Source organism: Treponema sp. R80B11-R83G3, from assembly GCF_054786115.1.
The window spans coordinates 1-20,661 of sequence record NZ_BDHF01000029.1; the positions used below are offsets into that span (position 1 = coordinate 1).

Here is a 20,661-nt window from a genome sequence, read left to right on the forward strand (position 1 = left end):
GACTTGCCGTTTTGCTTGACTGAAAACGAAAATATTTTAAAGAAATTTCACACAAAGAACACAAAGGAAGAGAAGGACACAAAGGGGAAAGAAGTGTGGAAATTAGTGAAAAATTATATTAGTAGCGTAGGGCAAAGAGAAGGATTTTACTATTTGCAACTTTATCAGGCTATAAGTAGTATCGTGTACACCTATTGTTGCTTTTAATGTAAATTGTTAAAATAATCCGTATGAGAGAAATAAAAGCCAAAAAGATGTCAGTTTTTGATGCCATGAAGAAAATCGCAATAGTAGCAGTTTTTCTGTTAGTGGTGATGGACGCTTTTGCGCAGTCAAAAGGGAAAAAAGCTTCTGATGACGGACAAATTTCCGCTTTGGGCGCTATCGGGGGGTTAAAAACCTCTTTTACTGGCCCGTATTATACGGGAGACGGCGGTAAAAACATAAGGATTGCCGTTCTTGCGCCGGAAATTCAGGGAGATGTGCCGACGTATCTGCCTGTGTACATACAGGGCTTGTTGAACAAAAATTTTACCAAATTTTCAGCCATGGTCATTATAGACCGTCAGAATTTGAATAAGATAATAAATGAACAGGATATTGGAACTAACGGCAGGTTTTCTGATAAAGATTATATCAGCATAGGCAAATTGACCAATGCCCAATATTATCTTTTTGGGACTATTCAAAAAATTTCAGGCGAACGTTATTCGCTTCAACTTTCTGTTAGCGATTCTGGCACTGGCGTAAGCAAGGCAAGATTTATGAAGGACGGCTTTCTTGCCCAGATAGAGGGAAGCGGCTCGTTGATTAACGAAGCCACTGCGGATTTGCTTGCCCAGTTGGGAATAACGCTGAATGACGCGGGCACATTGGCGTTATTGGCAGGGAACAGCGCGACTGTAAAAGCGGAAGCCGGTCTCGCGCGTGGTATTACAGCCCAAGCCGCAGGTTCTCAGATAGAAGCCCTGTTTAATTTTTCCCAGTCTATCGCCTTTGACCCTTCCCAGATGGAAGCCCTTGCGCGGTTAAATACGCTTTCCTCCGCCATAAGCGGCGGAACTTTAAGCCAACGTATTGTAAACGACATACAGGCTCGTGACCGCTGGCTGGAAGCCTTTAAAGAGACCACGCGCTTTTTCAATGATCATCCGCCATTTGAAATAATTTTTGATCCGAACCTTGTACAAGAAGGCGTAACAGATTATGTAAAACGAACCGCAAATCTTGCGATGCGCATTGCCCTTAAACCTTCTGAAGCTGGTTTTAACGCATTAAACGCGCTTTTGGAAGGGCTTGAAAAAACCGGCAAACGTAAAGATTGGGGGTTTTCCGGCTGGCCTTTCTTGGACATCAATCCTAAAACTCCGGGTACTGTCGTTTTCGCCGGTAAAAAATCGTTCAGTTATAAGGTAGATGTTACTTTATTAAATGAAGAGAATAAAATATTAGGAAAAGGCAGTATTACTTTAAATACTAAAGACTTAAATTTTACAAGCGGCGATGGAAAGGTTTTTTCTCCCAGCGGTGATATGGGAATGATACGCTTCCCAAATGTAAAGGCTGCGGATCTTACCTCGACATTGACCATTGTTATTGTCGCGGTAAACGGAATCCCATCACAGAAACTTAATGCATCAGGTTATATGAGAATAGATGCGGGAGATTTGGGAGAACAATATGGAAACATATCAGGTAATATAGGAACAGACGCTGGTTATTTAGGTTTTGTAAAAATAAACGGCGGAACCTTCACAATGGGCAGCCCTGCCAACGAATCAGGCCGTGATATAAATGAAGTTCAACATCAGGTAACAGTGAGCAGTTTTTACATGGGGAAGTATGAGGTAACTGTAGGCGAATTTAAACGATTTGTTAACGCGACAGGATACCGTACCGAGGCTGAGAAAGATGGAGGCGGGTATGTGTGGAATGGCAGTCAGTGGGAAAAGAAAGCGGACGCGAACTGGAAGAATCCATATTTCAGCCAGGGAGACAATCATCCTGTGGTAATGGTAAGCTGGAATGACGCGATACAGTATTGCAACTGGTTAAGTATGCAGGAAAAATTAACGCCAGCATATACGGTAAATGGAAACAATGTGACATGGAATAAGAACGCCAACGGCTACCGTCTGCCTACGGAAGCTGAATGGGAATACGCCTGCAGGGCGGGGACGACTACCGCATATAATAGAGGAGCGGTTATAAACGCCATCGGTTGGCACTCTGCGAACAGCGGTAGTAAGACTCATCCAGTAGGACAAAAGCTCGCCAACGCATGGGGATTGTACGATATGCACGGTAACATATGGGAATGGTGCTGGGATTGGTATGGCGATTATACAAGTGGGTCGCAGACCGATCCGTTGGGTGTGTCTTCGGGGACTTACCGCGGGCTACGCGGCGGTAGCTGGTACAATTCAGCCGAGTACCTGCGTTCCGCGTCCTGGAACTACTACTACCCGCACTACCGGTACAGCAATCTTGGTTTCCGGCTTGTCCGCCCCTAGTTAGGGATGAAGCGGGAAGTAAACGAGGCGAATGCACTATCTGTAGTGATATAAAAGCATTAATGATCTGGTATTGCTGTACAGGTGGCGAAGCATAACATACCTGTTAAATGCTGTTTTGCCTTTCTCTTATTTTTTTATCACAAATATCTCTTAATATACAATTTTTACAATCTGGAAATTCAACTTTACAATAATTTATTCCCGCTTTAAAACAAGCATAATCAAATATTCCTGGATATTCTGGGTTCCATTCTCTTGTTTTATTAATTATACTTTCTTTTAATTTTTTCTCATCATTCAAATAATTGATCAATCCTAATCTGGACATTACTTTAATTACTTGCCTATCAACAGGAATATCAAGATCCTTATAATGAGAAAATTCAATATTTAGTTTTCCCCCTAATATTTTAGCCGCCATTGTAGAAATTTTTTGTCCAACTCCATTAAATTCTTCAAATCGTTTTGCTACGATTCCAGCAGATGGTTTTCCTGTCCATATTTTAGATGCGTTTGCATTATATTTATCTTTAATCAAAAGAATAGCATCTAAAAAACGTTCTGCCATATAATCATATCTATGAAGATGCTTTGAATAATAATTATTAAATACATATTCATATTTTTTTAATTCAATTTTTGATAACTCATTTATTGAATAATCTTTAATATATTCCAATTTTTTAAATGCAGAAAAAACTTTATATGGTAATATCCAAGCAAGTTGAAATTTTATTCCTAAATCCATTATACATCCAAGAACAAAAGCATGAGGTGTATTTTCCAAATCAAATAACAAAGTATTTGCCTTATCAATATCATATTTATTCTCATCTATTGTTGTTTCAAAGTTATTAAAAAACTGGAAATTTGTAATATCATCCTTACGAATAGATTCTGAAATATTAATAAATTCTTCAATTCGTGATTTCATATCCATAATTTAGTATTCTTCTTTATTTTAATTTATATGATGTATTCGCAGTAGTATTAGTTACCACTTTTCCCTATTATACCCTGCCCATATATTTTAAATACATAATGACAAAAAATCAATAACAATGTACTATAAATACATATATTTCACAAAAAGGAGAATTATATGAAAAAGTTTGTTTTGGTAACTATACTCGTTTTATGCTTTATTTTCTCAGGGTGCATAGATATTTTTCAGCATTTGACAAAAGACAATAACGGAAACGAAAAGAATACGATAAAAGTTACAGTATCTAAAACTATTTTTGCAATGGCAAGCGGTCTATATGGTTACAGTAATGATATAGATTATGAAAAGCTCTTCGATGAAAATGATATGAATACATTGGATATGAAGGAATATAATCAATTTGGGGCTACATTAAAGAAAATAAATGATACTATGGATGTTGGTTATTTATTTGATATAAATATGGATTATCGTGATAAAAATGTTGTTAATAAAATTAATAGTAGTAATGCAAGCTTTATTCACAAATATAATGGTAAAAACATTATTATCCATATTGCCAAATTAGGTGATAATTCAAGTTCTAGCAGTGACAACGAAATGGTGGCCTTACTTCTGGCTACTGGGAAATATCGACTTGCAATTAACAAGAAATGTATTGCAAATGTTAGCAAGGTTGTTATAAAAACAATAAAAGATGAAACAGAAATAAATTTTCTTGACTTGTTTGATGAATATTTGATAGAAATCCCAATTCCAATAATAGTGATGAGTGATATAGACATTATTATATATTCAAAATAAAATTTCTCTCCCTTTGCACATATTTGTCGTGAAAGATTCCTCTCCCTCGTTCGCTCCTTGTTCGTGTGGTTCGTGGTAGATTTCTTCTCTCTTTGCTTCGTAAAACCCCTAACGTTTCCTGACAGCCCGATATACAGAGAACCCCAAAAACACAAATCCCGCGATGATTACCGTCATTGCCCCGACTGGAAGATCGAAAAACCAGCCGTTTATTAATCCGAAGACGGAAAAAAATACGGAGAACAAACAACTGGAGACCATCATGCCGCCGAGACTTCGGGAAAAAACTGTGGCGCAGCCTGAGGGAAGGGTGAGCATGGCTATCACCATCATTATGCCTATGTATGTTTGAAGAAGGACGATGGCGGCGGCGGTTATTCCAAGCAGTAAAATAAAGATTAAATCGACGGGTACGCCCCGAGTGCGGGCAAATTCAGCGTCGAATGACGATGCTTCTATTTGCGGATAAAACCGCCATGTTAGTACGATAACTATTACGTCAAGAATCGAGAGCAAAATTAAATCGGTGTTGGAAATTAACAATATGTTTCCAAAAAGCCACGCCGAAGGGTCGGCGTAACCGGGTGTTTTTGCCATGAAAATTAATCCAAGACTCATGCCGATTACCCATATCGCGTTAATTACCGTATCCTCACGCTGTTTTGCCTTGAGCGATACGAAGCCTATTGCTAAGGCGCTTAACACGGAAAAAATAAACGCACCTATAATGGGAGGAAAGCCGGGAATAATCGTCGCCGAAAGAAAAAGAGCCATTCCTATGCCGCCTAACACGGCATGAGAAACAGCGCCCGCAAGACTGCCGATTCTGCGTACTGTAACAATGGAGCCAAGAGTTCCAAAAAGAACCGAGGATAATATGCCGGCGATAAGTGCGTTACGCAAAAATGGGAAATTGGGGCTTAATAAGGCGGTAATAAATTCTTGCATACTTATTCTCCGCCGCTCTGGACGATCTTGCGTCCTTCTCCCAAAGATAAAACCCTGTCCGTAAGAGAGGTGACAAATTTTGTATCGTGGGTAACAACGATGATTGTTACTTTTCCTTTATAAGCTCCCAATGTTTTATAGAGCAATATTTCGCTTTCAATGTCCATGTTGGCAGTCGGCTCGTCCAACACAAGAAGGTCTGGGTTTGCGGCTAACGCTCTTGCCACAAGCGTTCTGCGTTTTTGTCCGCCTGACAGTGTTCGATACAGCCTTGACTCAAGATCAAGTATTCCGGTGTTTTCCAAAGCCTGCGTAACTGCTTCGTTCTCACTCTTTTTTCCCAAATATCTGTTAAATGGGTGAAGAAGCCCCATTCTTACAACGTCATGAACCGTTATGGGAAACAAATTATCCGCCGGCATAATCTGAGACACATAGGACATATTTACGCGGGCTTGATTATTCCGTCTTTCGTTTTCAAACAATTCGATTTTTCCTGCGCTTGGCGTTTCAAGACCAAAAAGCAATTTTAACACTGTAGTTTTTCCCGAACCGTTGGGACCAACCATAGCGGTAAATTCGCCTTTGCGAATGTGGAAAGATGCGTTATCCAAAACATGAATATCGCCGTATGAAAAAGAAACAGAGTCGAAATTTACGGCGATTTCGCTCATCGTATACACCTTGTCAGTGCGTTTCCGATTTGATTTATATTCGCAAGCCAATCAGTTGCAAAAGGGTCTAAAGATATTATTTCCAAACCTGTCGCCGCCGCTAATGTTTTTGCCGCTCCTGTCGGGAACTGCGTCTGCACGATAATGGCGACGGCGTGTCCTTCATTTATTTTAGTTACTAAATTGTTAAGCTCTCTGGGAGTGGGTTCCTTGCCGCCCACTTCCACCGCCGACTGCTTAATGTCAAACTCGTCAAAAAAATAGCCAAAGCACGGATGATAAACAAAAATATTTTTGCCTCTTAACGGAGCTAAAGTTATTTCCAAACTTTCAAATTCTTTATCAATTAAATCAATAGTTAATTTGTAATGCTCGTTATAATATTTCGCATTCTTTTTATCAAAGATACAAAGAGTGTCTCTAACATGAGCGGCAAGTATTTTCGCGGGTTCCCTGCCAAGCCATGTGTGCCTGTCAAGTTCAAGAGAGTTATGAAGACCGCCGCTTTCATCTTCGGTTATAAGCCTGAATTTCACGCCTTCCGCTCCGTCAACAATGAGCAAATTAGGAAAAACCTTTTCAACTTTCGGACGCAAACCTATCTCAAACTCCGCTCCTGAAAGTATCCATGCGTCGGCTGACGAGAGCGTTTGTATCTGCTTAGGAGTAGGCTCAAAAGTATGCTGATTTTGTCCCGGTGGAAGAAACGTGATGGTAGCCGCCTTGTCGCCTGCAATCTGCGAAACAAACCAGGCTTGAGGCTGTATGCTAAGGGCGATTAAAAGCCCGTCCTTCAGGGCAGTCTGCCGTGTGCAGGCGGGAAAGAAGAGAAGAATGATCAACCACGAAATCGTACCTACGGTACGCACACGAACCAACACGAACGGATTTTCGAATTTTTTCTTCTTCGTGTGGTTCGTGGTAAAAATTTTTAACTTATCTTTTATCATTTTTCCGTTTTTTTCCCAAAAAAGCGCGGGCGCAAAAACCGATAAATCTGATAATCGGCGGTTCCATTTTCTTTTTTACGGTAACAAGTTCTTTCATAATTGAAATGCTTTGCGGGCAGTGAGTTTCGCACTTGCCGCATTTTATGCAAAGACGCGGACTGCCGCTTTTTTCCTGCGTCAATCCGGTACTTGTAACATATTGTTTTATCCCTTCGACATAGCCCATTGAATATACCGCGTTATACGCTGAAAAAGAACCGGGAATATTTACTCCAACAGGACATGGCATACAGTAATTACAACCGGTACAGCGTACCTTGCAGGAGCGTTTAATAATTTCAAGCGCCGATTTGTAAACTGATAATTTAGTTTCGTCTAACATTCCGGCGGACGATTTCTCGGCAAGGGCGATATTTTCTTCAAGTTGTTCTTTTGTGTTCATGCCGGAAAGGATTGTAGTTACTTCCCCCTGATTCCACAGCCAGTTAAGCGCCCAGCCTGCCGGCGTTAAATCTTTATCGGCGTTATTAAATAATTTAACCGCTTCTTTTGGCAGTCCAGAGGCAAGTTTTCCGCCAAGAAGCGGCTCCATAATCACAACGGGCATTTTTGCAGCGGCGGCGCGAAGCCCCGTAACGCCGGCCTGAAAATTTTCATCAAAGTAATTGTATTGAATCAAAGCCAATTCCCAATCATAATTATCTAGGATTTTTAAAAATTCACTTCCCGATCCGTGAAATGAAAAGCCTATATGCTTTATCAGTCCTGCGCTTTTTTTCTTCGCTATCCAGCTTTCAATTCCGGCATCTATTAATTTTTTCCACTGGTTAGTATCGGTAATCATGTGCATCAGGTAATAATCAATATAATTAGTTTTAAGTCTTTCAAGAGATTGATTTAAGTACTTGTCAAAATCAATTTTGTTATCACGGGAAGGTTTCAGCATTATAAGAGGCAGCTTTGTCGCAATATAAACCTTGTTACGCGCATTGTTTCTGCTTAAAACAGAGCCTAAAGCCTCTTCGCTGCCGGGATATACCCATGCCGTATCAAAATAATTTACGCCTTTTTCGATTGCGTACATTATAAGTTTTTCCGTCTTTTGAATGTCCGTTATTCCAAGTCTATTCGGAAAACGCATGCATCCAAAACTTAAAACCGATAATTTATTTCCCGTCTTTTTATCAATACGGTACTGCAACGCTAATCCTCGGATTCCTCAACAACATTGTATTCTTCCTGGGTGTTTTCGTTACCTGAAATCGCTTCGGCTTCCTGTTTGCGCCTGTCTAGGATTTCCTGCATATATTCATCCAGATCCTGGCTTTCCTCATCAAAGAGCTTTACATTATGATAACGTTTCATTCCGGTTCCTGCAGGGATCGGATGGCCTATGATGATATTTTCTTTTAAGCCGCGAAGGTAGTCCGTAGAACCCGCGATTGCGGCGTTTGTAAGAACCCTTGTCGTCTCCTGAAAACTAGCGGCAGACAGGAATGAATCAATGTTAAGAGACGCTTTTGTTATTCCCTGGAACATTGGCTGGGCGATTGCAGGCTGGCCGCCTTCCGCCATTACGCGGGCGTTTTCTTCGTGAAAACGGTACTTGTCCACGGAAGAACCGTAGATAAATTTTGTGTCGCCTACAAATCTTATTTCTACTTTACGCATCATCTGTCGGATGATTACGCCGATATGCTTGTCATTTATTGACACGCCTTGCAGACGGTAAACGTTTTGGATTTCATCCATCAGATAACGCTGTAATTTTCCTTCGCCTAAGATATACAAAACATCATGCGGATTGATGGCTCCCTGACAAAGCAATTCTCCCGCTTCCACAGTGTCGCCATCGCGCACCAAAAGCCGCTTATTCATCGGTATAAGATGGGTAAATTCCCTGCCAAAATTATCGACAATAGAAATCTTTCGCTTGCCCTTCACCGGGTCTTTGAAATACACAGTTCCGGAAACCTGCGCAAGAACCGCAGGGCTTTTGGGTTTACGCGCCTCAAAAAGTTCACTGACGCGCGGAAGACCGGAGGTAATGTCCATGGCTTTTGCCGATTCCTTTAATGTTTTCGCTATTGTGCGCCCGGCTCTTATTCGCTCCCCTTCGTCAACTTGAATATAAGCGCCAGAAGGCAGGAAGTATGATGCGACTTGATTGTCATGGTCGTCAACAATAAAAACGCGCGGCTGTTTGCTTTCATGCTGAAACTCCGTTATGCGCTTTTCAATGTTGCCTGTGTCCTCATCAATTTCCTCTTTAAGCGTAGTGCCAAGAATAATATCCTCATATTTAACAATTCCGCTCGCTTCCGCGATAATCGGGTCGGAGAACGGGTCAAATGTCGCGATGTTTTTATCGGCTTCCACAACTGTGCCTTTTTGCGCCTCAAAGTCGGAACCGTTCCTGATTTCGATTTTTTGATCCTGACCGATAAGATAAAGGGATTCTCCTTCCTTTTTCTTCAACACAAGAGCATACGCGATCTCAGGAGAAATAATATCTTCCCCGCCGCGTTTAATTATTACATCACCCCGATTGATTCTCTTTCCGTCAGCCGTTATCAGCTTATCGCCTTGTTCAAGTTTATATTCTTTCATAACTTTGTTGACAATCGCATGACCTCTCCTTGTAAAAAGAAAATGTCCATTATCAAGCTGTATATGCGTTCCGACAACATCCCTTATATACACGGGATATTTCAAAGTTATACGGCTCTCTTCGCTGACCTTTGTAGCGACGCCGCCGATGTGGAAGGTACGCATTGTAAGCTGGGTACCCGGCTGGCCGATGGACTGCGCCGCGATTGTACCAACTGCTTCCCCAATATCCACCGCGCGGTTTGTGGCAAGGTTGCGTCCGTAACATTTTCTGCAAACGCCGTATTTCGCCTCACAGGTAAGAACCGTCCTTATTCGCACAGTCTCAACGCCGGCGGCGTCAATAGCCGCCGCAATCTCTTCGGTAATTTCTTCGTTCACATCGACAATAAGCTCGCCTGTAATAGGATGCTTAACGCGCTCAAGAGTAAAGCGCCCGATAATACGGTCTTTTAACGGATCGACAATTTCCTCGCCCTGCTTAATCGCTGAATACGTGGTGCCGTTAATTGTTCCGCAGTCATCTTCATTTACAACCATGTCCTGCGCTATGTCTACAAGACGGCGGGTAAGATAACCGGCTTCCGCAGTTTTAAGGGCGGTGTCGGCAAGACCTTTGCGCGCGCCGTTAGTTGAAATAAAGAACTCAATAACCGAAAGTCCTTCTTTAAAGTTTGAACGGATAGGAAGCTCAATAATGTCACCCGACGGCTTCGCCATAAGGCCGCGCATACCGGCAAGCTGGCGTATCTGGTTTCTGCTTCCGCGCGCGCCGGAGTTCGCCATCATGTAAATTGAGTTAAAACCGTCCCTGTCCGATTCAAGGGTTTTCATAGTAATATTTGTAAGTTCTTCATTTGCTTTTGTCCAAACTTGAACAACCTGATTGTAGCGTTCTTCATTGGTGATATGCCCCTGCCGCCACATTTTCTGAATCGACTCGACTTCTTTATTCGCCTTGTCTATCATCTCGGCTTTTTCTTTGGGAATGACAATGTCGTCAACGCCGATGGTCGCGCCAAATACTGTCGCGTAACGGTAGCCTGTTGACTTAATCGCATCCAGCATTTGAACGGTAGTCCATGAGCCTTTTTCTTTGAATACATATTCAACAAGGGTGCGCAGTTCTTTGTCTTTAAGTTCATAGTTTATAAACGGAAGATCTTCGGGCAGTTCTTCGTTAAAAATAAGCCTTCCTGCGGAAGTAATAATCGTCCCGTCATCGGCAGGTTTTGCCAAATTGCCAGCCTTGTCCCAAATCGGCAATTTCGGCGGCTTTACGCGGATTGCAGCTTCCCTGTCCAACGCTTTCCTTTCCACCGCCATAAGGACTTCTTCTGGAGACGAATAATAGGGAACCTTGTTTTTAGTTTCAGGTTTTTCAGAACCGGAACGTTTTGCGCCGGTCTTAATCCTTGTAAGGAAGTTAATGCCCAAAACCATATCCTGAGACGGGAATACAATTGTCTTTCCGTTAGCGGGGTTCAACAAGTTACGCGCTGAAAGCATCAATGTCCAACATTCCATCTGCGCCGCCTGCGTTAGCGGAACATGGACCGCCATCTGGTCGCCGTCAAAGTCGGCGTTAAAAGCGTGGCAAACAAGCGGATGAAGTTTGATAGACTTGCCTTCCACCAGCACCGGCTCAAACGCCTGAATACCAAGCCTGTGCAGAGTCGGGGCGCGGTTAAGAAGCACAGGGTGTTCTTTTACAACTTCGTCCAAAATAGCGAAGACTTCGGCAGTCTCCTGCTCGACAAGCATTTTTGCTTTTTTAATATTGAAAACAACGTCTTTATCGACAAGTTTTTTCATTATAAAAGGTTTAAAAAGTTCCAGCGCCATCTTTGTCGGAATTCCGCACTGCCACATTTTAAGATCAGGGCCGACCGTGATTACAGAACGCCCCGAATAGTCAACGCGCTTTCCAAGCAGGTTTTGGCGGAAGCGCCCCTGCTTTCCTTTAAGCATATCGCTGATTGATTTAAGAGGACGGTTAGAGGAACCTTTAACAACTTTCTTTTTCTTTGAATTGTCGAATAACGCGTCTACCGCCTCCTGCAACATCCGCTTTTCATTGCGGATAATGATGTCGGGCGCGTTAAGGCCTTGCAGTCTTTTTAAGCGGTTGTTGCGGTTTATCACCCTGCGGTACAAATCGTTTAAGTCGCTTGTCGCAAAGCGCCCGCCGTCAAGCTGCACCATGGGGCGCAATTCGGGAGGGATTACTGGTATCACGGTGAGAATCATCCATTGCGGTTTGTTGTTTGAGTTTCGGAAATTTTCTACAATATCAATTCTCTTCAAAAGACGCTTGTCGCTCTTTGCCCCCTTTTCGATCATTTTTGCCCTAAGTTCGGCGGCCATTTGATCGAGGTTCAAGTTTTCCAAAAGAATACTGATAGCTTCGGCGCCCATTCCCGCAGTGAAGCCGCCGCCGTAGTGTTCCTGAGCTTCGTAGTACTCTTCTTCAGAGAGAAGCTGCCCCTTCTTTAAAGGGGTATCGCCTGAATCAATTACTATGTATTTTTCGTAGTAAAGAACAGACCTTAACTGGCTTGTGGGAAGATCGAGAAGAAGCCCCATTCTGCTGGGGACTGAACGGTAGTACCAAATGTGCGACACGGGAGCGGCCAATTCGATATGCCCCATTCTTTCTCTGCGGACTTTAAAGTGCGTAACTTCAACGCCGCAACGGTCGCAGATAACGCCTTTGTAACGGATCGATTTAAATTTTCCGCAGTAACATTCCCATTCTTTGGTAGTTCCAAAGATACGCTCGCAGAAAAGGCCTTCTTTCTCGGGCCTAAGCGTCCGGTAGTTAATCGTCTCCGGTTTTTTTACTTCGCCATAAGACCACGACCGGATCATATCCGGCGAGGCCAGCCGTATCATTATCGAATCAAAATCCTGAATATCACGCATTTTACTCCCCTCTTTTAGAAATTACTTCCCGACTTAGTTATCAATTCCTCATCTTTTTCGGTGAGCGGTATTTGTTTTCCTTTTACGTCAAAGATTGAAAGATCCAGCGCAAGACCGCGCAACTCCTGAACAAGCACGTTAAATGATTCCGGAATGCCCGCCGTTGTAGAAGGCTCTCCTTTTACAATCGCCTCATAAATCTTTGAACGCCCGGTCATATCGTCCGATTTAATCGTTAAAAGTTCCTGCAACGTATTTGCAGCCCCGTAAGCTTCAAGTGCCCATACTTCCATTTCACCTAACCGCTGTCCGCCAAACTGCGCTTTTCCGCCCAACGGCTGCTGCGTAACAAGCGAATATGGACCCGTGGAACGGGCGTGCATCTTGTCATCGACAAGGTGGTGCAGTTTAAGGAAGTAGATTATCCCGCAGAAAATCGGGTTAACAAATTCTTCGCCTGTTTTTCCGTCTTTTAAGACAGCTTTACTGGTTATAGGCAGTCCCGCTTCTCTAAGTTTTACCTCTATTTGATCGGTAGACGGCGACTGAAAAACAGGCGTTGAATACCATTCGTCCAAAGTAGAACCCGCCCATCCAAGTTCCGTCTCCAAAAGCTGTCCGATATTCATACGGGAGGGAACGCCAAGCGGCGTTAGGCAAATATCCAGAGGAGTTCCGTCTTCCATAAACGGCATATCTTCCTCGGGTAAAATTCGCGCGACAACGCCCTTGTTACCGTGGCGGCCTGCCATTTTGTCGCCTTCGCGCAGCTTGCGCTTTGTTGCGATTAACACTTTAACAACTTCATCAACGCCGGGGCTTAAAGAGTCATGATCAGTGCGTTTGAGCCGTTGAATGTCGATTACTGTTCCGTCTATTCCGTGCTGAACTTTAAGCGAAGTGTCGCGCACTTCTTTTGCCTTCTCGCCGAAAATTGAATTGAGCAATTTAAATTCAGGAGTAGTATCAGTTTCGCTTTTTGGCGTAACTTTACCCACTAATATATCGCCTGTACGCACTTTGGCGCCCACGCGGATAATTCCTTCATCGTCAAGATTGTCAAGGCTTTTTTCCGAAGTATTGGGAATATCGCGGGTAATTTTTTCAGGACCAAGTTTTGTTTCCCTTATTTCGACAACAAATTCTTTAATGTGAATGGAAGTAAACATATCGTCCTTTACCACTCTCTGAGAGATAAGGATCGAGTCTTCATAGTTGTAGCCGTTCCACGGCATAAAGCCTACAAGAATATTTCTTCCCAAGGCAAGTTCTCCGTTATGTGTAGCCGGTCCGTCTGCAATTACCTGTCCGCCAACGATTTTATCGCCCAACCTAACAATAGGGCGCTGATTGTAGCACGTATCCTGATTGGTTCTCTGAAATTTAATAAGCTGGTAAACATCGTTTCCGCTTTCGTCTAACGAAACTTGAGCTGCAGGTTTTACATTTCCCACTCTGTCCGGCTTTACAATTACTTCCTGCGATGTTACGCGAATAACAGTGCCGCCCCTGCGAGCTTTTACAAGAACGCCCGAATCGTAGGCGCACTTACCTTCCATTCCCGTTCCTACCCGAGGCGCTTCCGGAAAGACCAGCGGCACCGCCTGACGCTGCATATTGGAACCCATTAACGCGCGGTTTGCGTCATCGTGTTCAAGGAAGGGAATAAGCGAGGCGGAAACGGAAATGATCTGTTTTGGAGAAACGTCCATGTACTGAATATCCTCGGGGGCGCGGGTAATGTAGTCGCCTTGACGGCGGCAGGAAATTTGATCGTCGGCGAAAGAGCCGTTATCATTTACCTTTGCCGAAGCCTGAGCGATGTAATATTTATCCTCGTCCATCGCCGAAAGATACTCAATATCTTTAGTCGCAATACCTTTGTTCACCTTACGATACGGAGTTTCCAAAAATCCGTATTCATTAACGCGGGTATAATTCGCGAGAGAAACAATAAGGCCGATATTCGGTCCTTCAGGAGTTTCAATCGGGCACATTCTGCCGTAGTGGGTGTAATGAATTTCACGCACTTCAAAACCGGCTCTATCTCGTGAAAGGCCGCCTGGGCCGAGGGCGTTAAGCCGCCTCTTGTGGGTAAGCTCGGCAAGCGGGTTTACCTGGTCCATAAACTGTGACAACTGGCTCGACCCAAAGAATTCTTTGATCGACGCGACAATCGGTTTTATGGAAATTAATTCCTGCGGCTTAATAGTATCGGTCTCTTTTAAACTCATTCTTTCTTTCGCTATCCGCTCCATTCTGCTGAACGCGGTCTTCATTTGATTCGCCATTAATTCGCCGACTGAGCGTATGCGCCTGTTTCCAAGATGATCGATATCGTCAATATATTCATCGCCGACATACACCTTAATCAAATGTTTCATGGTGGCGATAATATCGTCATTAGAGAGGGTAAATTTATTCGTGGGAAGATCAAGCCCGAATTTTTTGTTAAGCTTATAACGGCCAACCTTGCCAAGATCGTAGCGGCGGTCGGAGAAGAACATTCCAATTAAATCTTTTTCCGCCTGATCAACCGTAATGGATTCGCCGGGCATTAACACCGAATATACGGCCATTAACGCTTCTTCTTTTGTAGGTTCGCTTCCGACCTCTTTTACAAATTTAATATCCTCACGTTCAAAACAATTAAGGAGCATTGTGGAATTGAGAGAACCTTCGGCTTCAAAATTAATATAACAAATTGATTTAACTCCGTTTTTAAGAAGTTCATCCACATTATGCGGATGGAGTTTTTCTCCCGCCCTGTAGAGCGTCCTTTCTTCGCCCTTAGCGCCGTTTTCAGCCTTAACCATAACTGGCTTGGCAAGAACCATGCCGGAAATTTTTTCCTTTGTCTCACGGTCATCTTTTATTTTTAAGATTTCGGTAACATAAAAAGCTTCGATTATTTCCTCTCTGCAGGAAAAACCAAGAGTGCGAAGAAAAATAGTTCCAAGGATTCTTTTTTTTCTGTCAATCTTCGCGTAAATCAGCTCACGCTTTTGATCGATTTCAAACTCGATCCAACTGCCTCGATAGGGAATAATCCGCGACGAGAAAACTCCCTTATCTTTACAAAAAATAACGCCGGGCGAGCGGTGTATCTGGGAAACCACAACCCTCTCCGCCCCGTTGATGATAAACGTGCCTCTTTCCGTCATGAGGGGAATATCGCCCATATAAATATCTTTTTGTCGGATTTCGCCGGTCTGCTGGAAAACAAGATTTATCCGCGCTTTAAGCGGAACAGCGTAATTAAGCCCTTTTTGCTTACACTCAAATTCAGTAACTTTTATATTATCCTCGTCAAAGGTGTAATGTTCAAATTCAAGCTTCATATCCTCATTGGGGCTTATTATGGGGAAGGTAGCTTCAAACACTTCCTGAAGCCCCTGCAATGCAGGTTTTTCTTTTCTGTTGATTTTCTCCCTTTGTAAAAAACGCTCATAAGAATGAATTTGAATATCGATAAGATCCGGCAAATCCATCACATCCTGAATATCCTGCCCAATGTACTGACGCTTCTCCGCTTGCTTTACCTTAACCATGTTATCCCCTTCCTGTCTTTAACTATATACTACTTTTAGCTATTTATACAATAAATAAACCACAGGCGTACAAAGGAATTTCCTTAGTACGCCGGTGTGGAATAAACTTAATGAGAAAACAAAAGCTTACTGAATCTCAACAGTACCGCCTGCAGCGGTGACGACATCCTTAATTTTGGCCGCCTCGTCCTTGGAAACGCCTTCTTTGAGCGGTTTTGGCGCTCCTTCGACCAGATCTTTTGCCTCTTTAAGGCCAAGACCGGTAACTGCGCGGACTTCTTTAATAACGGCAATTTTCTTGGCTTCGTCAAATGCTTTGAGAATAACATTAAACTCTGTTTTCTCTTCCGCCGCTGGAGCCGCCGCTCCACCGCCGGCTCCGGCGACCGCTACCGCAACAGGGGCGGCGGCAGAAACGCCGAATTTCTCTTCCATCATTTTTACCAGTTCTGAAACTTCCAGAACCGTCATGGACGCAATCGCTTCTAAAATTTCTTCTTTTGTGGCTGCCATATTATCTTCTCCTAAAAATAAGTTACGCAACTCATACGAGCTTCGTTTATTAAAACCGACAGGATCGGCAGTGCCGAACTAAAGTCCGACGAAGCCTGACGGTTGAATACTACTTTGCGCTCACGCGCCTGCCTTCTGGTCGGCGATGGCCTTGACCGTGCGTACCAACCTTGACGGCACGTCGTTGAGCGCGGAAACAAGGCTGCGCGCGGGGCCGTTCATTACCGACATAAGCATAGAAATAAGCTCCAGTCTGCCTGGCAATTTCGAGAAAGCCTCGGTCTGGGCGGCGTTGTATACGGTATTGCTTATCAACGCGCCTTTTACGTGCAGGGCTGGAACTTCTTTTAAAAAGTCAAAAAGTATCTTGGCTACTTCATTGGAATCCTTAGGAGTAATTGCTACTGCCGTAGGCCCAACAAGGTATTTAGATACGTCTTGATCCGACAACTGTTTAAACGCGATCTGGGCGAAGTTGTTTTTAACAACTTTATATTTAACGTCCTTCGCGCGCAGTTGTTTTCTTAAATTAGTGATTTGCTCCACCGTAAGACCACGGTACTCGGTAAAGATAAAATCTTTAGCGGCGCTCAAGGATTCTTTAAGTTCGCCAATAGCTTTAGTCTTGCTTTCCTGTATTTTTTTTGCGATTATTGCCATTTTATCCTCCTACTCCTGATCCTTAATGGCGACCCACACGCCGGGTCCCATTGTAGACGCAACCGAAACTGATTGAATAAATTCGCCCTTAACGTCAATGGGGCGTTTGCGTTTAACTTCCGTCATAACAATTGTAATATTTTCTGCTACTTGCGACGGCTCCATTGAAATCTTGCCAACTGCAAGATGAAGAACGCCCGTTTTGTCCGCCCTAAATTCCACTCTGCCTTTTCTAAGTTCAGCTAACGTGCCTTTAAGGTCGAAGGTTACAGTCCCTGTTTTCGGATTCGGCATAAGGCCCTTGCGCCCTAAAACCATACCAAGCTTGCCGACATCTTTCATCATATCGGGAGTAGCGACGGCTACGTCAAAGTCAGTCCATCCGCCTTTTACCTTTTCGATTAAATCATCCGCGCCGACAAACGTCGCGCCCGCTTCCTGGGCTTCTTTTTCTTTTTCGGGCTTGCAGAAAACAAGCACTTTTTTTTCGCCCCGGAACTGGTGCGGAAGAACCACCGTATCGCGCACGGTCTGGCTCTTTTTAAGGTTGAGTTTTACGGACAGATCCACAGTCTCGTCAAATTTCGCGTAAGCCATTGATTTGACAAGGTTTAACGCTTCTGTAAGCTCATAAGTGTTGGCCGGGTTATATTTCTTGGCGCTTTCTTTGTATTTTTTTCCGTGCTTCATTTTTCCACCTCAACACCCATAGACCGCGCCGTCCCAGCGATAATTTTTACCGCCGCATCAAGATCGTTAGCTGACAAGTCAGCCATCTTGGTCTTGCCGATTTCCTCAAGCTGCTTTCTGGAAATTTTGCCAACCTTAACTTTGTGGGATTCTTTTGATCCCTTATCAAGTCCGATTGCCTTTTTAATCAAGACCGAAGCGGGCGGAGTTTTGAGGATAAAAGTAAATGATTTATCCGCATAAACCGTGATGATAACGGGGATAATGAGTCCCGGTTCCATGCCCTTTGTTTTGTCGTTAAACTGCTGGACAAACTGCGGAGCGCTGACCCCGTGCGGCCCCAACGCAGGTCCTACGGGCGGGGCTGGCGTAGCCTTTCCCGCCGGGCATTGCAGCTTAACATAAGCCGTAATTTTTTTCTTTGCCATTTTTACTCCTTCGTGGTGTATCCGGCGGCAAACCGGATTAACGTCCAACGCCTAAAATATTAAGCGGTGAACTTCCACTTTTAAACTTTTTCTACCTGTAAAAGATCGACTTCTACAGGCGCATTTCTGCCAAATATGCCAACCATCACTTTTAACTTATTCTTTTCCTGATTAACTTCCTCAATTGTACCTACAAACGACTCAAACGGCCCATCAATAATTTTAACCTGCTCTCCGGCTGTAAAAGTCTGCCTTGTGCGAACCGTTCTTTCTCCCTTGATTTCACCCGATTTTTGCAAAATAGCCCGTGCTTCATCGCCCGTCAAAGGCTGAGGCTTGCGATCCGAAGGCGTGCCTACAAATCCCGTAACGCCTTGAATTTTTTTTATCTTAGCGCATGGAGCTTTCCAACCCATATCCGCGTCGGGCAAATCCATTTCCACAAGAATATACCCAGGAAGGAATTTTCTTGTCTGCGTGCGTTTCTTACCGTCCTTAACTTCGACAACTTCTTCAGAAGGGACTTTCACATCACGAACGACGTTCTTGTCCAACTCCCCGTTATCTGTCATCATGCGGATGGTTTTTTCTATTTTGTTCTCATATCCTGAATACGTATGCAGGACATACCAACCCGTAGCCATTATATACCTTACTTTTCCTAGAATAACGCTCTAATGCCCAATAGCAATAACATGTCAATCAGCCCTAAAATAGCGGCAATGATAACTGTAGAAATAACGACAACTTTTACCGAGCTGATTACATCGTCCCTGCCCGGCCAAACAACCTTTTTAAGTTCCGCATAGGACTCTTTAAAAAACTGAACTATCTTCTTCACCTAATACTCCTTAAATTTCATATAACTTTGCCAGGCGCAGTAGGCTTCGAACCCACGACCTGCGGTTTTGGAGACCGCCGCTCTACCAACTGAGCTATACGCCTATTTATTTTATTTTTGTCTCCTTGTGAAGCGTATGTTTACGGTCGTGAGGACAGTATTTCTTGAATTCCAGTTTCTCCTGAATATTACGCCTGTTTTTGCTGGTTGTATAATTGCGCCTTTTACATTCACTGCACTGAAGGGCTACCAATTCCACCGCTGTCTTTTTGCTCGCCATAATAAAACCTCTCTATATTTTGGGAAAACCCTGTTTTCCAATTTTTTTCGACACCAGCCCTCAATCAGAATCGAACTGATGACCTCATCCTTACCATGGATGTGCTCTGCCAACTGAGCTATAAGGGCAACAGTCGCCCCCAAACAAAAGTCATAAAGAGACAACCTGCGCATTATATGCGGTTCAGATAGGATATAAAAAATGAGAAATTTAGTCAAGTAGAGTGAGAAAAATTTGTCCTTTTTTTGAAAAATGTATTGTCTATGTTTGGTAGTATTTTAAGAAATACTTAATATATATAAAGTACAATTCATGGCTATTTGGATTAAAATAGCTGTCGTTTTAATTCAAGTATTATTCCTTCAATTATTTTGTTTTTTACTATATATTTATGTGGTGGAGGATAATATGGATCTTGTTCTTGCGGAAATTACTTTAAAAAACTCTGGAGATGTTGGAGCCTGTAAGCGAAATCTTATTAATGAGCCTGAAATTCGTCAAACTAAAATACAGGCCATAGTTGATACCGGAGCGATGACACTGGTTATAAATGAGCAACTGCGTAAACAGTTGGGGCTTGGCATAGAGGGAGCTAAACAGGCTACATTGGCTAACAATGCGAAGGAAACGGTACAAATAGCTGAGCCTGTTGAGGTTCACTGGAAAAACCGCTCAATGACCTGCCAACCCTGGGGCGTTAGTGCCGGAAGAATTCTTCTGGGAGCCATTCCTCTTGAAAACATGGATTTAATAGTAGACCCGGCAGGACAGGAGTTAATTGGCGCTCATGGCGATGAAGAAGTCGGTCTGTTGCTGTAATGGAATTACTGGTAGACCGTAACAATATTTACAAAGAAATTTACCACGAACCTCACGAATATCGCATAACGGCTATAGGCAAAAGTGGTGTCAGATATGCAGTATATCCTTTATCATCCTGTTAAACGATGGTTGCGTTTACTCAATTATATTTATTATGCTGCCAACTTTGGGATTTTATGGGTATCAACCCATCCTATGTTGTCTTTAGCATTTTCTGCTCTTACAACACAGTTTCCGACTAAAAATGGAGCACCATTATCAGTAGAAAGTGTCAGAACTTCAATGCCATCATTATACCAATGTCTGCTTTTTGTTTTGACTTCAGTTAATTTACCACCAAATCCAATTATGCAATCACCAACCTTTACTTCAAAAGTGTCCTGCCCACGCTGAACTTGCCGTTTTAGACCAAAGCATATAAGGTGGTATACAAAAGCCCAGGAGGGAAACATGGGCAAAAGAAAAAGTTATACTGCCGAAGAAAAAGTAAAGATTCTCAGAGC

19 protein-coding genes and 2 tRNA genes are annotated in these 20,661 nt (G+C 43.2%); 4 read left to right on the forward strand and 17 right to left on the reverse strand.

From position 1 onward, the window contains the following. Positions 1-207, forward strand: a 207-nt coding sequence (locus ACYVRH_RS05835) for a hypothetical protein (protein WP_461255991.1), incomplete at its 5' end; no start/stop codon positions are given. A gap of 23 nt (positions 208-230) precedes the next feature. Continuing rightward, the gene (locus ACYVRH_RS05840) at positions 231-2,513 is read left to right on the forward strand and encodes a formylglycine-generating enzyme family protein (protein WP_461255992.1); all 2,283 of its coding nucleotides are present in this window, start codon (positions 231-233) and stop codon (positions 2,511-2,513) included. Positions 2,514-2,619: 106 nt separating this feature from the next. Here the strand turns inward: ACYVRH_RS05840 and ACYVRH_RS05845 are convergent, their stop codons facing one another. Next, positions 2,620-3,456 carry a hypothetical protein gene (locus tag ACYVRH_RS05845; RefSeq protein ID WP_461255993.1) on the reverse strand — a complete coding sequence of 279 codons (837 nt, stop codon included), beginning with the start codon at positions 3,454-3,456 and terminating at the stop codon, positions 2,620-2,622. Between the two features lie 162 nt (positions 3,457-3,618). Between ACYVRH_RS05845 and ACYVRH_RS05850 the strand changes: the two genes are divergently transcribed. Continuing rightward, on the forward strand, positions 3,619-4,266 hold the full coding sequence (locus ACYVRH_RS05850; RefSeq protein ID WP_461255994.1) for a hypothetical protein: 648 nt from the start codon (positions 3,619-3,621) through the stop codon (positions 4,264-4,266). Between the two features lie 108 nt (positions 4,267-4,374). Here the strand turns inward: ACYVRH_RS05850 and ACYVRH_RS05855 are convergent, their stop codons facing one another. The 15 genes from ACYVRH_RS05855 to ACYVRH_RS05925 all read right to left on the reverse strand — a co-directional run bounded on the left by ACYVRH_RS05855 (position 4,375) and on the right by ACYVRH_RS05925 (position 19,464). Continuing rightward, on the reverse strand, positions 4,375-5,214 hold the full coding sequence (locus tag ACYVRH_RS05855; protein ID WP_461255995.1) for a metal ABC transporter permease: 840 nt from the start codon (positions 5,212-5,214) through the stop codon (positions 4,375-4,377). Between the two features lie 2 nt (positions 5,215-5,216). Then, entirely contained in the window at positions 5,217-5,888 is a 672-nt protein-coding gene (locus ACYVRH_RS05860; protein WP_461255996.1) for a metal ABC transporter ATP-binding protein, read from the reverse strand. Next, positions 5,885-6,838: a metal ABC transporter solute-binding protein, Zn/Mn family gene (locus tag ACYVRH_RS05865; RefSeq protein WP_461255997.1), complete on the reverse strand. Its 954-nt coding sequence runs from the start codon at positions 6,836-6,838 to the stop codon at positions 5,885-5,887. Before ACYVRH_RS05865 ends, ACYVRH_RS05860 begins: the two co-directional genes overlap by 4 nt. After that, complete coding sequence (locus ACYVRH_RS05870) at positions 6,825-8,039, reverse strand: aldo/keto reductase (protein WP_461255998.1); 1,215 nt, start codon at positions 8,037-8,039, stop codon at positions 6,825-6,827. Before ACYVRH_RS05870 ends, ACYVRH_RS05865 begins: the two co-directional genes overlap by 14 nt. Before the next feature lie 2 nt (positions 8,040-8,041). Further along, entirely contained in the window at positions 8,042-12,373 is a 4,332-nt protein-coding gene (gene rpoC / locus ACYVRH_RS05875; protein ID WP_461255999.1) for a DNA-directed RNA polymerase subunit beta', read from the reverse strand. A 14-nt stretch (positions 12,374-12,387) separates the two neighbouring features. After that, positions 12,388-15,924 (reverse strand): DNA-directed RNA polymerase subunit beta, encoded by a 3,537-nt coding sequence (gene rpoB, locus ACYVRH_RS05880; protein ID WP_461256000.1) that lies wholly within the window; start codon positions 15,922-15,924, stop codon positions 12,388-12,390. A 126-nt stretch (positions 15,925-16,050) separates the two neighbouring features. Then, positions 16,051-16,437, reverse strand: a complete 387-nt coding sequence (rplL, locus tag ACYVRH_RS05885; RefSeq protein WP_461256001.1) for a 50S ribosomal protein L7/L12 — start codon at positions 16,435-16,437, stop codon at positions 16,051-16,053. A gap of 120 nt (positions 16,438-16,557) precedes the next feature. Continuing rightward, positions 16,558-17,097, reverse strand: a complete 540-nt coding sequence (rplJ, locus tag ACYVRH_RS05890; RefSeq protein ID WP_461256002.1) for a 50S ribosomal protein L10 — start codon at positions 17,095-17,097, stop codon at positions 16,558-16,560. A 9-nt stretch (positions 17,098-17,106) separates the two neighbouring features. Further along, positions 17,107-17,787 (reverse strand): 50S ribosomal protein L1, encoded by a 681-nt coding sequence (gene rplA / locus ACYVRH_RS05895; protein ID WP_461256003.1) that lies wholly within the window; start codon positions 17,785-17,787, stop codon positions 17,107-17,109. Continuing rightward, positions 17,784-18,215, reverse strand: coding sequence for a 50S ribosomal protein L11 (gene rplK, locus ACYVRH_RS05900; protein WP_461253865.1), 432 nt, complete (start codon positions 18,213-18,215; stop codon positions 17,784-17,786). The genes rplA and rplK overlap by 4 nt, the downstream gene beginning before the upstream one ends. An 80-nt stretch (positions 18,216-18,295) precedes the next feature. Beyond that, positions 18,296-18,859 (reverse strand): transcription termination/antitermination protein NusG, encoded by a 564-nt coding sequence (gene nusG / locus ACYVRH_RS05905; RefSeq protein ID WP_461256004.1) that lies wholly within the window; start codon positions 18,857-18,859, stop codon positions 18,296-18,298. A 17-nt stretch (positions 18,860-18,876) separates the two neighbouring features. Then, complete coding sequence (gene secE / locus ACYVRH_RS05910) at positions 18,877-19,056, reverse strand: preprotein translocase subunit SecE (RefSeq protein ID WP_461256005.1); 180 nt, start codon at positions 19,054-19,056, stop codon at positions 18,877-18,879. Between the two features lie 31 nt (positions 19,057-19,087). Beyond that, positions 19,088-19,160: transfer RNA gene (locus ACYVRH_RS05915), tRNA-Trp, on the reverse strand. Positions 19,161-19,162: 2 nt separating this feature from the next. Next, positions 19,163-19,336 (reverse strand): 50S ribosomal protein L33, encoded by a 174-nt coding sequence (gene rpmG, locus ACYVRH_RS05920; protein ID WP_461256006.1) that lies wholly within the window; start codon positions 19,334-19,336, stop codon positions 19,163-19,165. Positions 19,337-19,391: 55 nt separating this feature from the next. Further along, a tRNA-Thr gene (locus tag ACYVRH_RS05925) sits at positions 19,392-19,464 on the reverse strand. Positions 19,465-19,744: 280 nt separating this feature from the next. Between ACYVRH_RS05925 and ACYVRH_RS05930 the strand changes: the two genes are divergently transcribed. Continuing rightward, a complete protein-coding gene (locus ACYVRH_RS05930) occupies positions 19,745-20,155 on the forward strand; it encodes an aspartyl protease family protein (RefSeq protein WP_461256007.1) in 411 nt (136 codons plus the stop codon). A 155-nt stretch (positions 20,156-20,310) separates the two neighbouring features. On the opposite strand, the gene ACYVRH_RS05935 is transcribed toward ACYVRH_RS05930, so the two are convergent. Continuing rightward, on the reverse strand, positions 20,311-20,616 hold the full coding sequence (locus ACYVRH_RS05935; protein WP_461256008.1) for a hypothetical protein: 306 nt from the start codon (positions 20,614-20,616) through the stop codon (positions 20,311-20,313). Positions 20,617-20,661: the final 45 nt, after the last annotated feature.

Bases quoted from the DNA above. Each gene is read 5' to 3' on its own strand.
- rplA (WP_461256003.1), bottom strand. From the start codon at position 17,787: ATGAAGCACGGAAAAAAATACAAAGAAAGCGCCAAGAAATATAACCCG.
- rpoB (WP_461256000.1), bottom strand. From the start codon at position 15,924: ATGGTTAAGGTAAAGCAAGCGGAGAAGCGTCAGTACATTGGGCAGGAT.
- ACYVRH_RS05840 (WP_461255992.1), top strand. From the start codon at position 231: ATGAGAGAAATAAAAGCCAAAAAGATGTCAGTTTTTGATGCCATGAAG.
- ACYVRH_RS05850 (WP_461255994.1), top strand. From the start codon at position 3,619: ATGAAAAAGTTTGTTTTGGTAACTATACTCGTTTTATGCTTTATTTTC.
- rpmG (WP_461256006.1), bottom strand. From the start codon at position 19,336: ATGGCGAGCAAAAAGACAGCGGTGGAATTGGTAGCCCTTCAGTGCAGT.
- ACYVRH_RS05860 (WP_461255996.1), bottom strand. From the start codon at position 5,888: ATGAGCGAAATCGCCGTAAATTTCGACTCTGTTTCTTTTTCATACGGC.
- ACYVRH_RS05930 (WP_461256007.1), top strand. From the start codon at position 19,745: ATGGATCTTGTTCTTGCGGAAATTACTTTAAAAAACTCTGGAGATGTT.
- nusG (WP_461256004.1), bottom strand. From the start codon at position 18,859: ATGGCTACGGGTTGGTATGTCCTGCATACGTATTCAGGATATGAGAAC.
- ACYVRH_RS05855 (WP_461255995.1), bottom strand. From the start codon at position 5,214: ATGCAAGAATTTATTACCGCCTTATTAAGCCCCAATTTCCCATTTTTG.
- rplK (WP_461253865.1), bottom strand. From the start codon at position 18,215: ATGGCAAAGAAAAAAATTACGGCTTATGTTAAGCTGCAATGCCCGGCG.
- ACYVRH_RS05865 (WP_461255997.1), bottom strand. From the start codon at position 6,838: ATGATAAAAGATAAGTTAAAAATTTTTACCACGAACCACACGAAGAAG.
- rplL (WP_461256001.1), bottom strand. From the start codon at position 16,437: ATGGCAGCCACAAAAGAAGAAATTTTAGAAGCGATTGCGTCCATGACG.
- rplJ (WP_461256002.1), bottom strand. From the start codon at position 17,097: ATGGCAATAATCGCAAAAAAAATACAGGAAAGCAAGACTAAAGCTATT.
- ACYVRH_RS05845 (WP_461255993.1), bottom strand. From the start codon at position 3,456: ATGGATATGAAATCACGAATTGAAGAATTTATTAATATTTCAGAATCT.
- rpoC (WP_461255999.1), bottom strand. From the start codon at position 12,373: ATGCGTGATATTCAGGATTTTGATTCGATAATGATACGGCTGGCCTCG.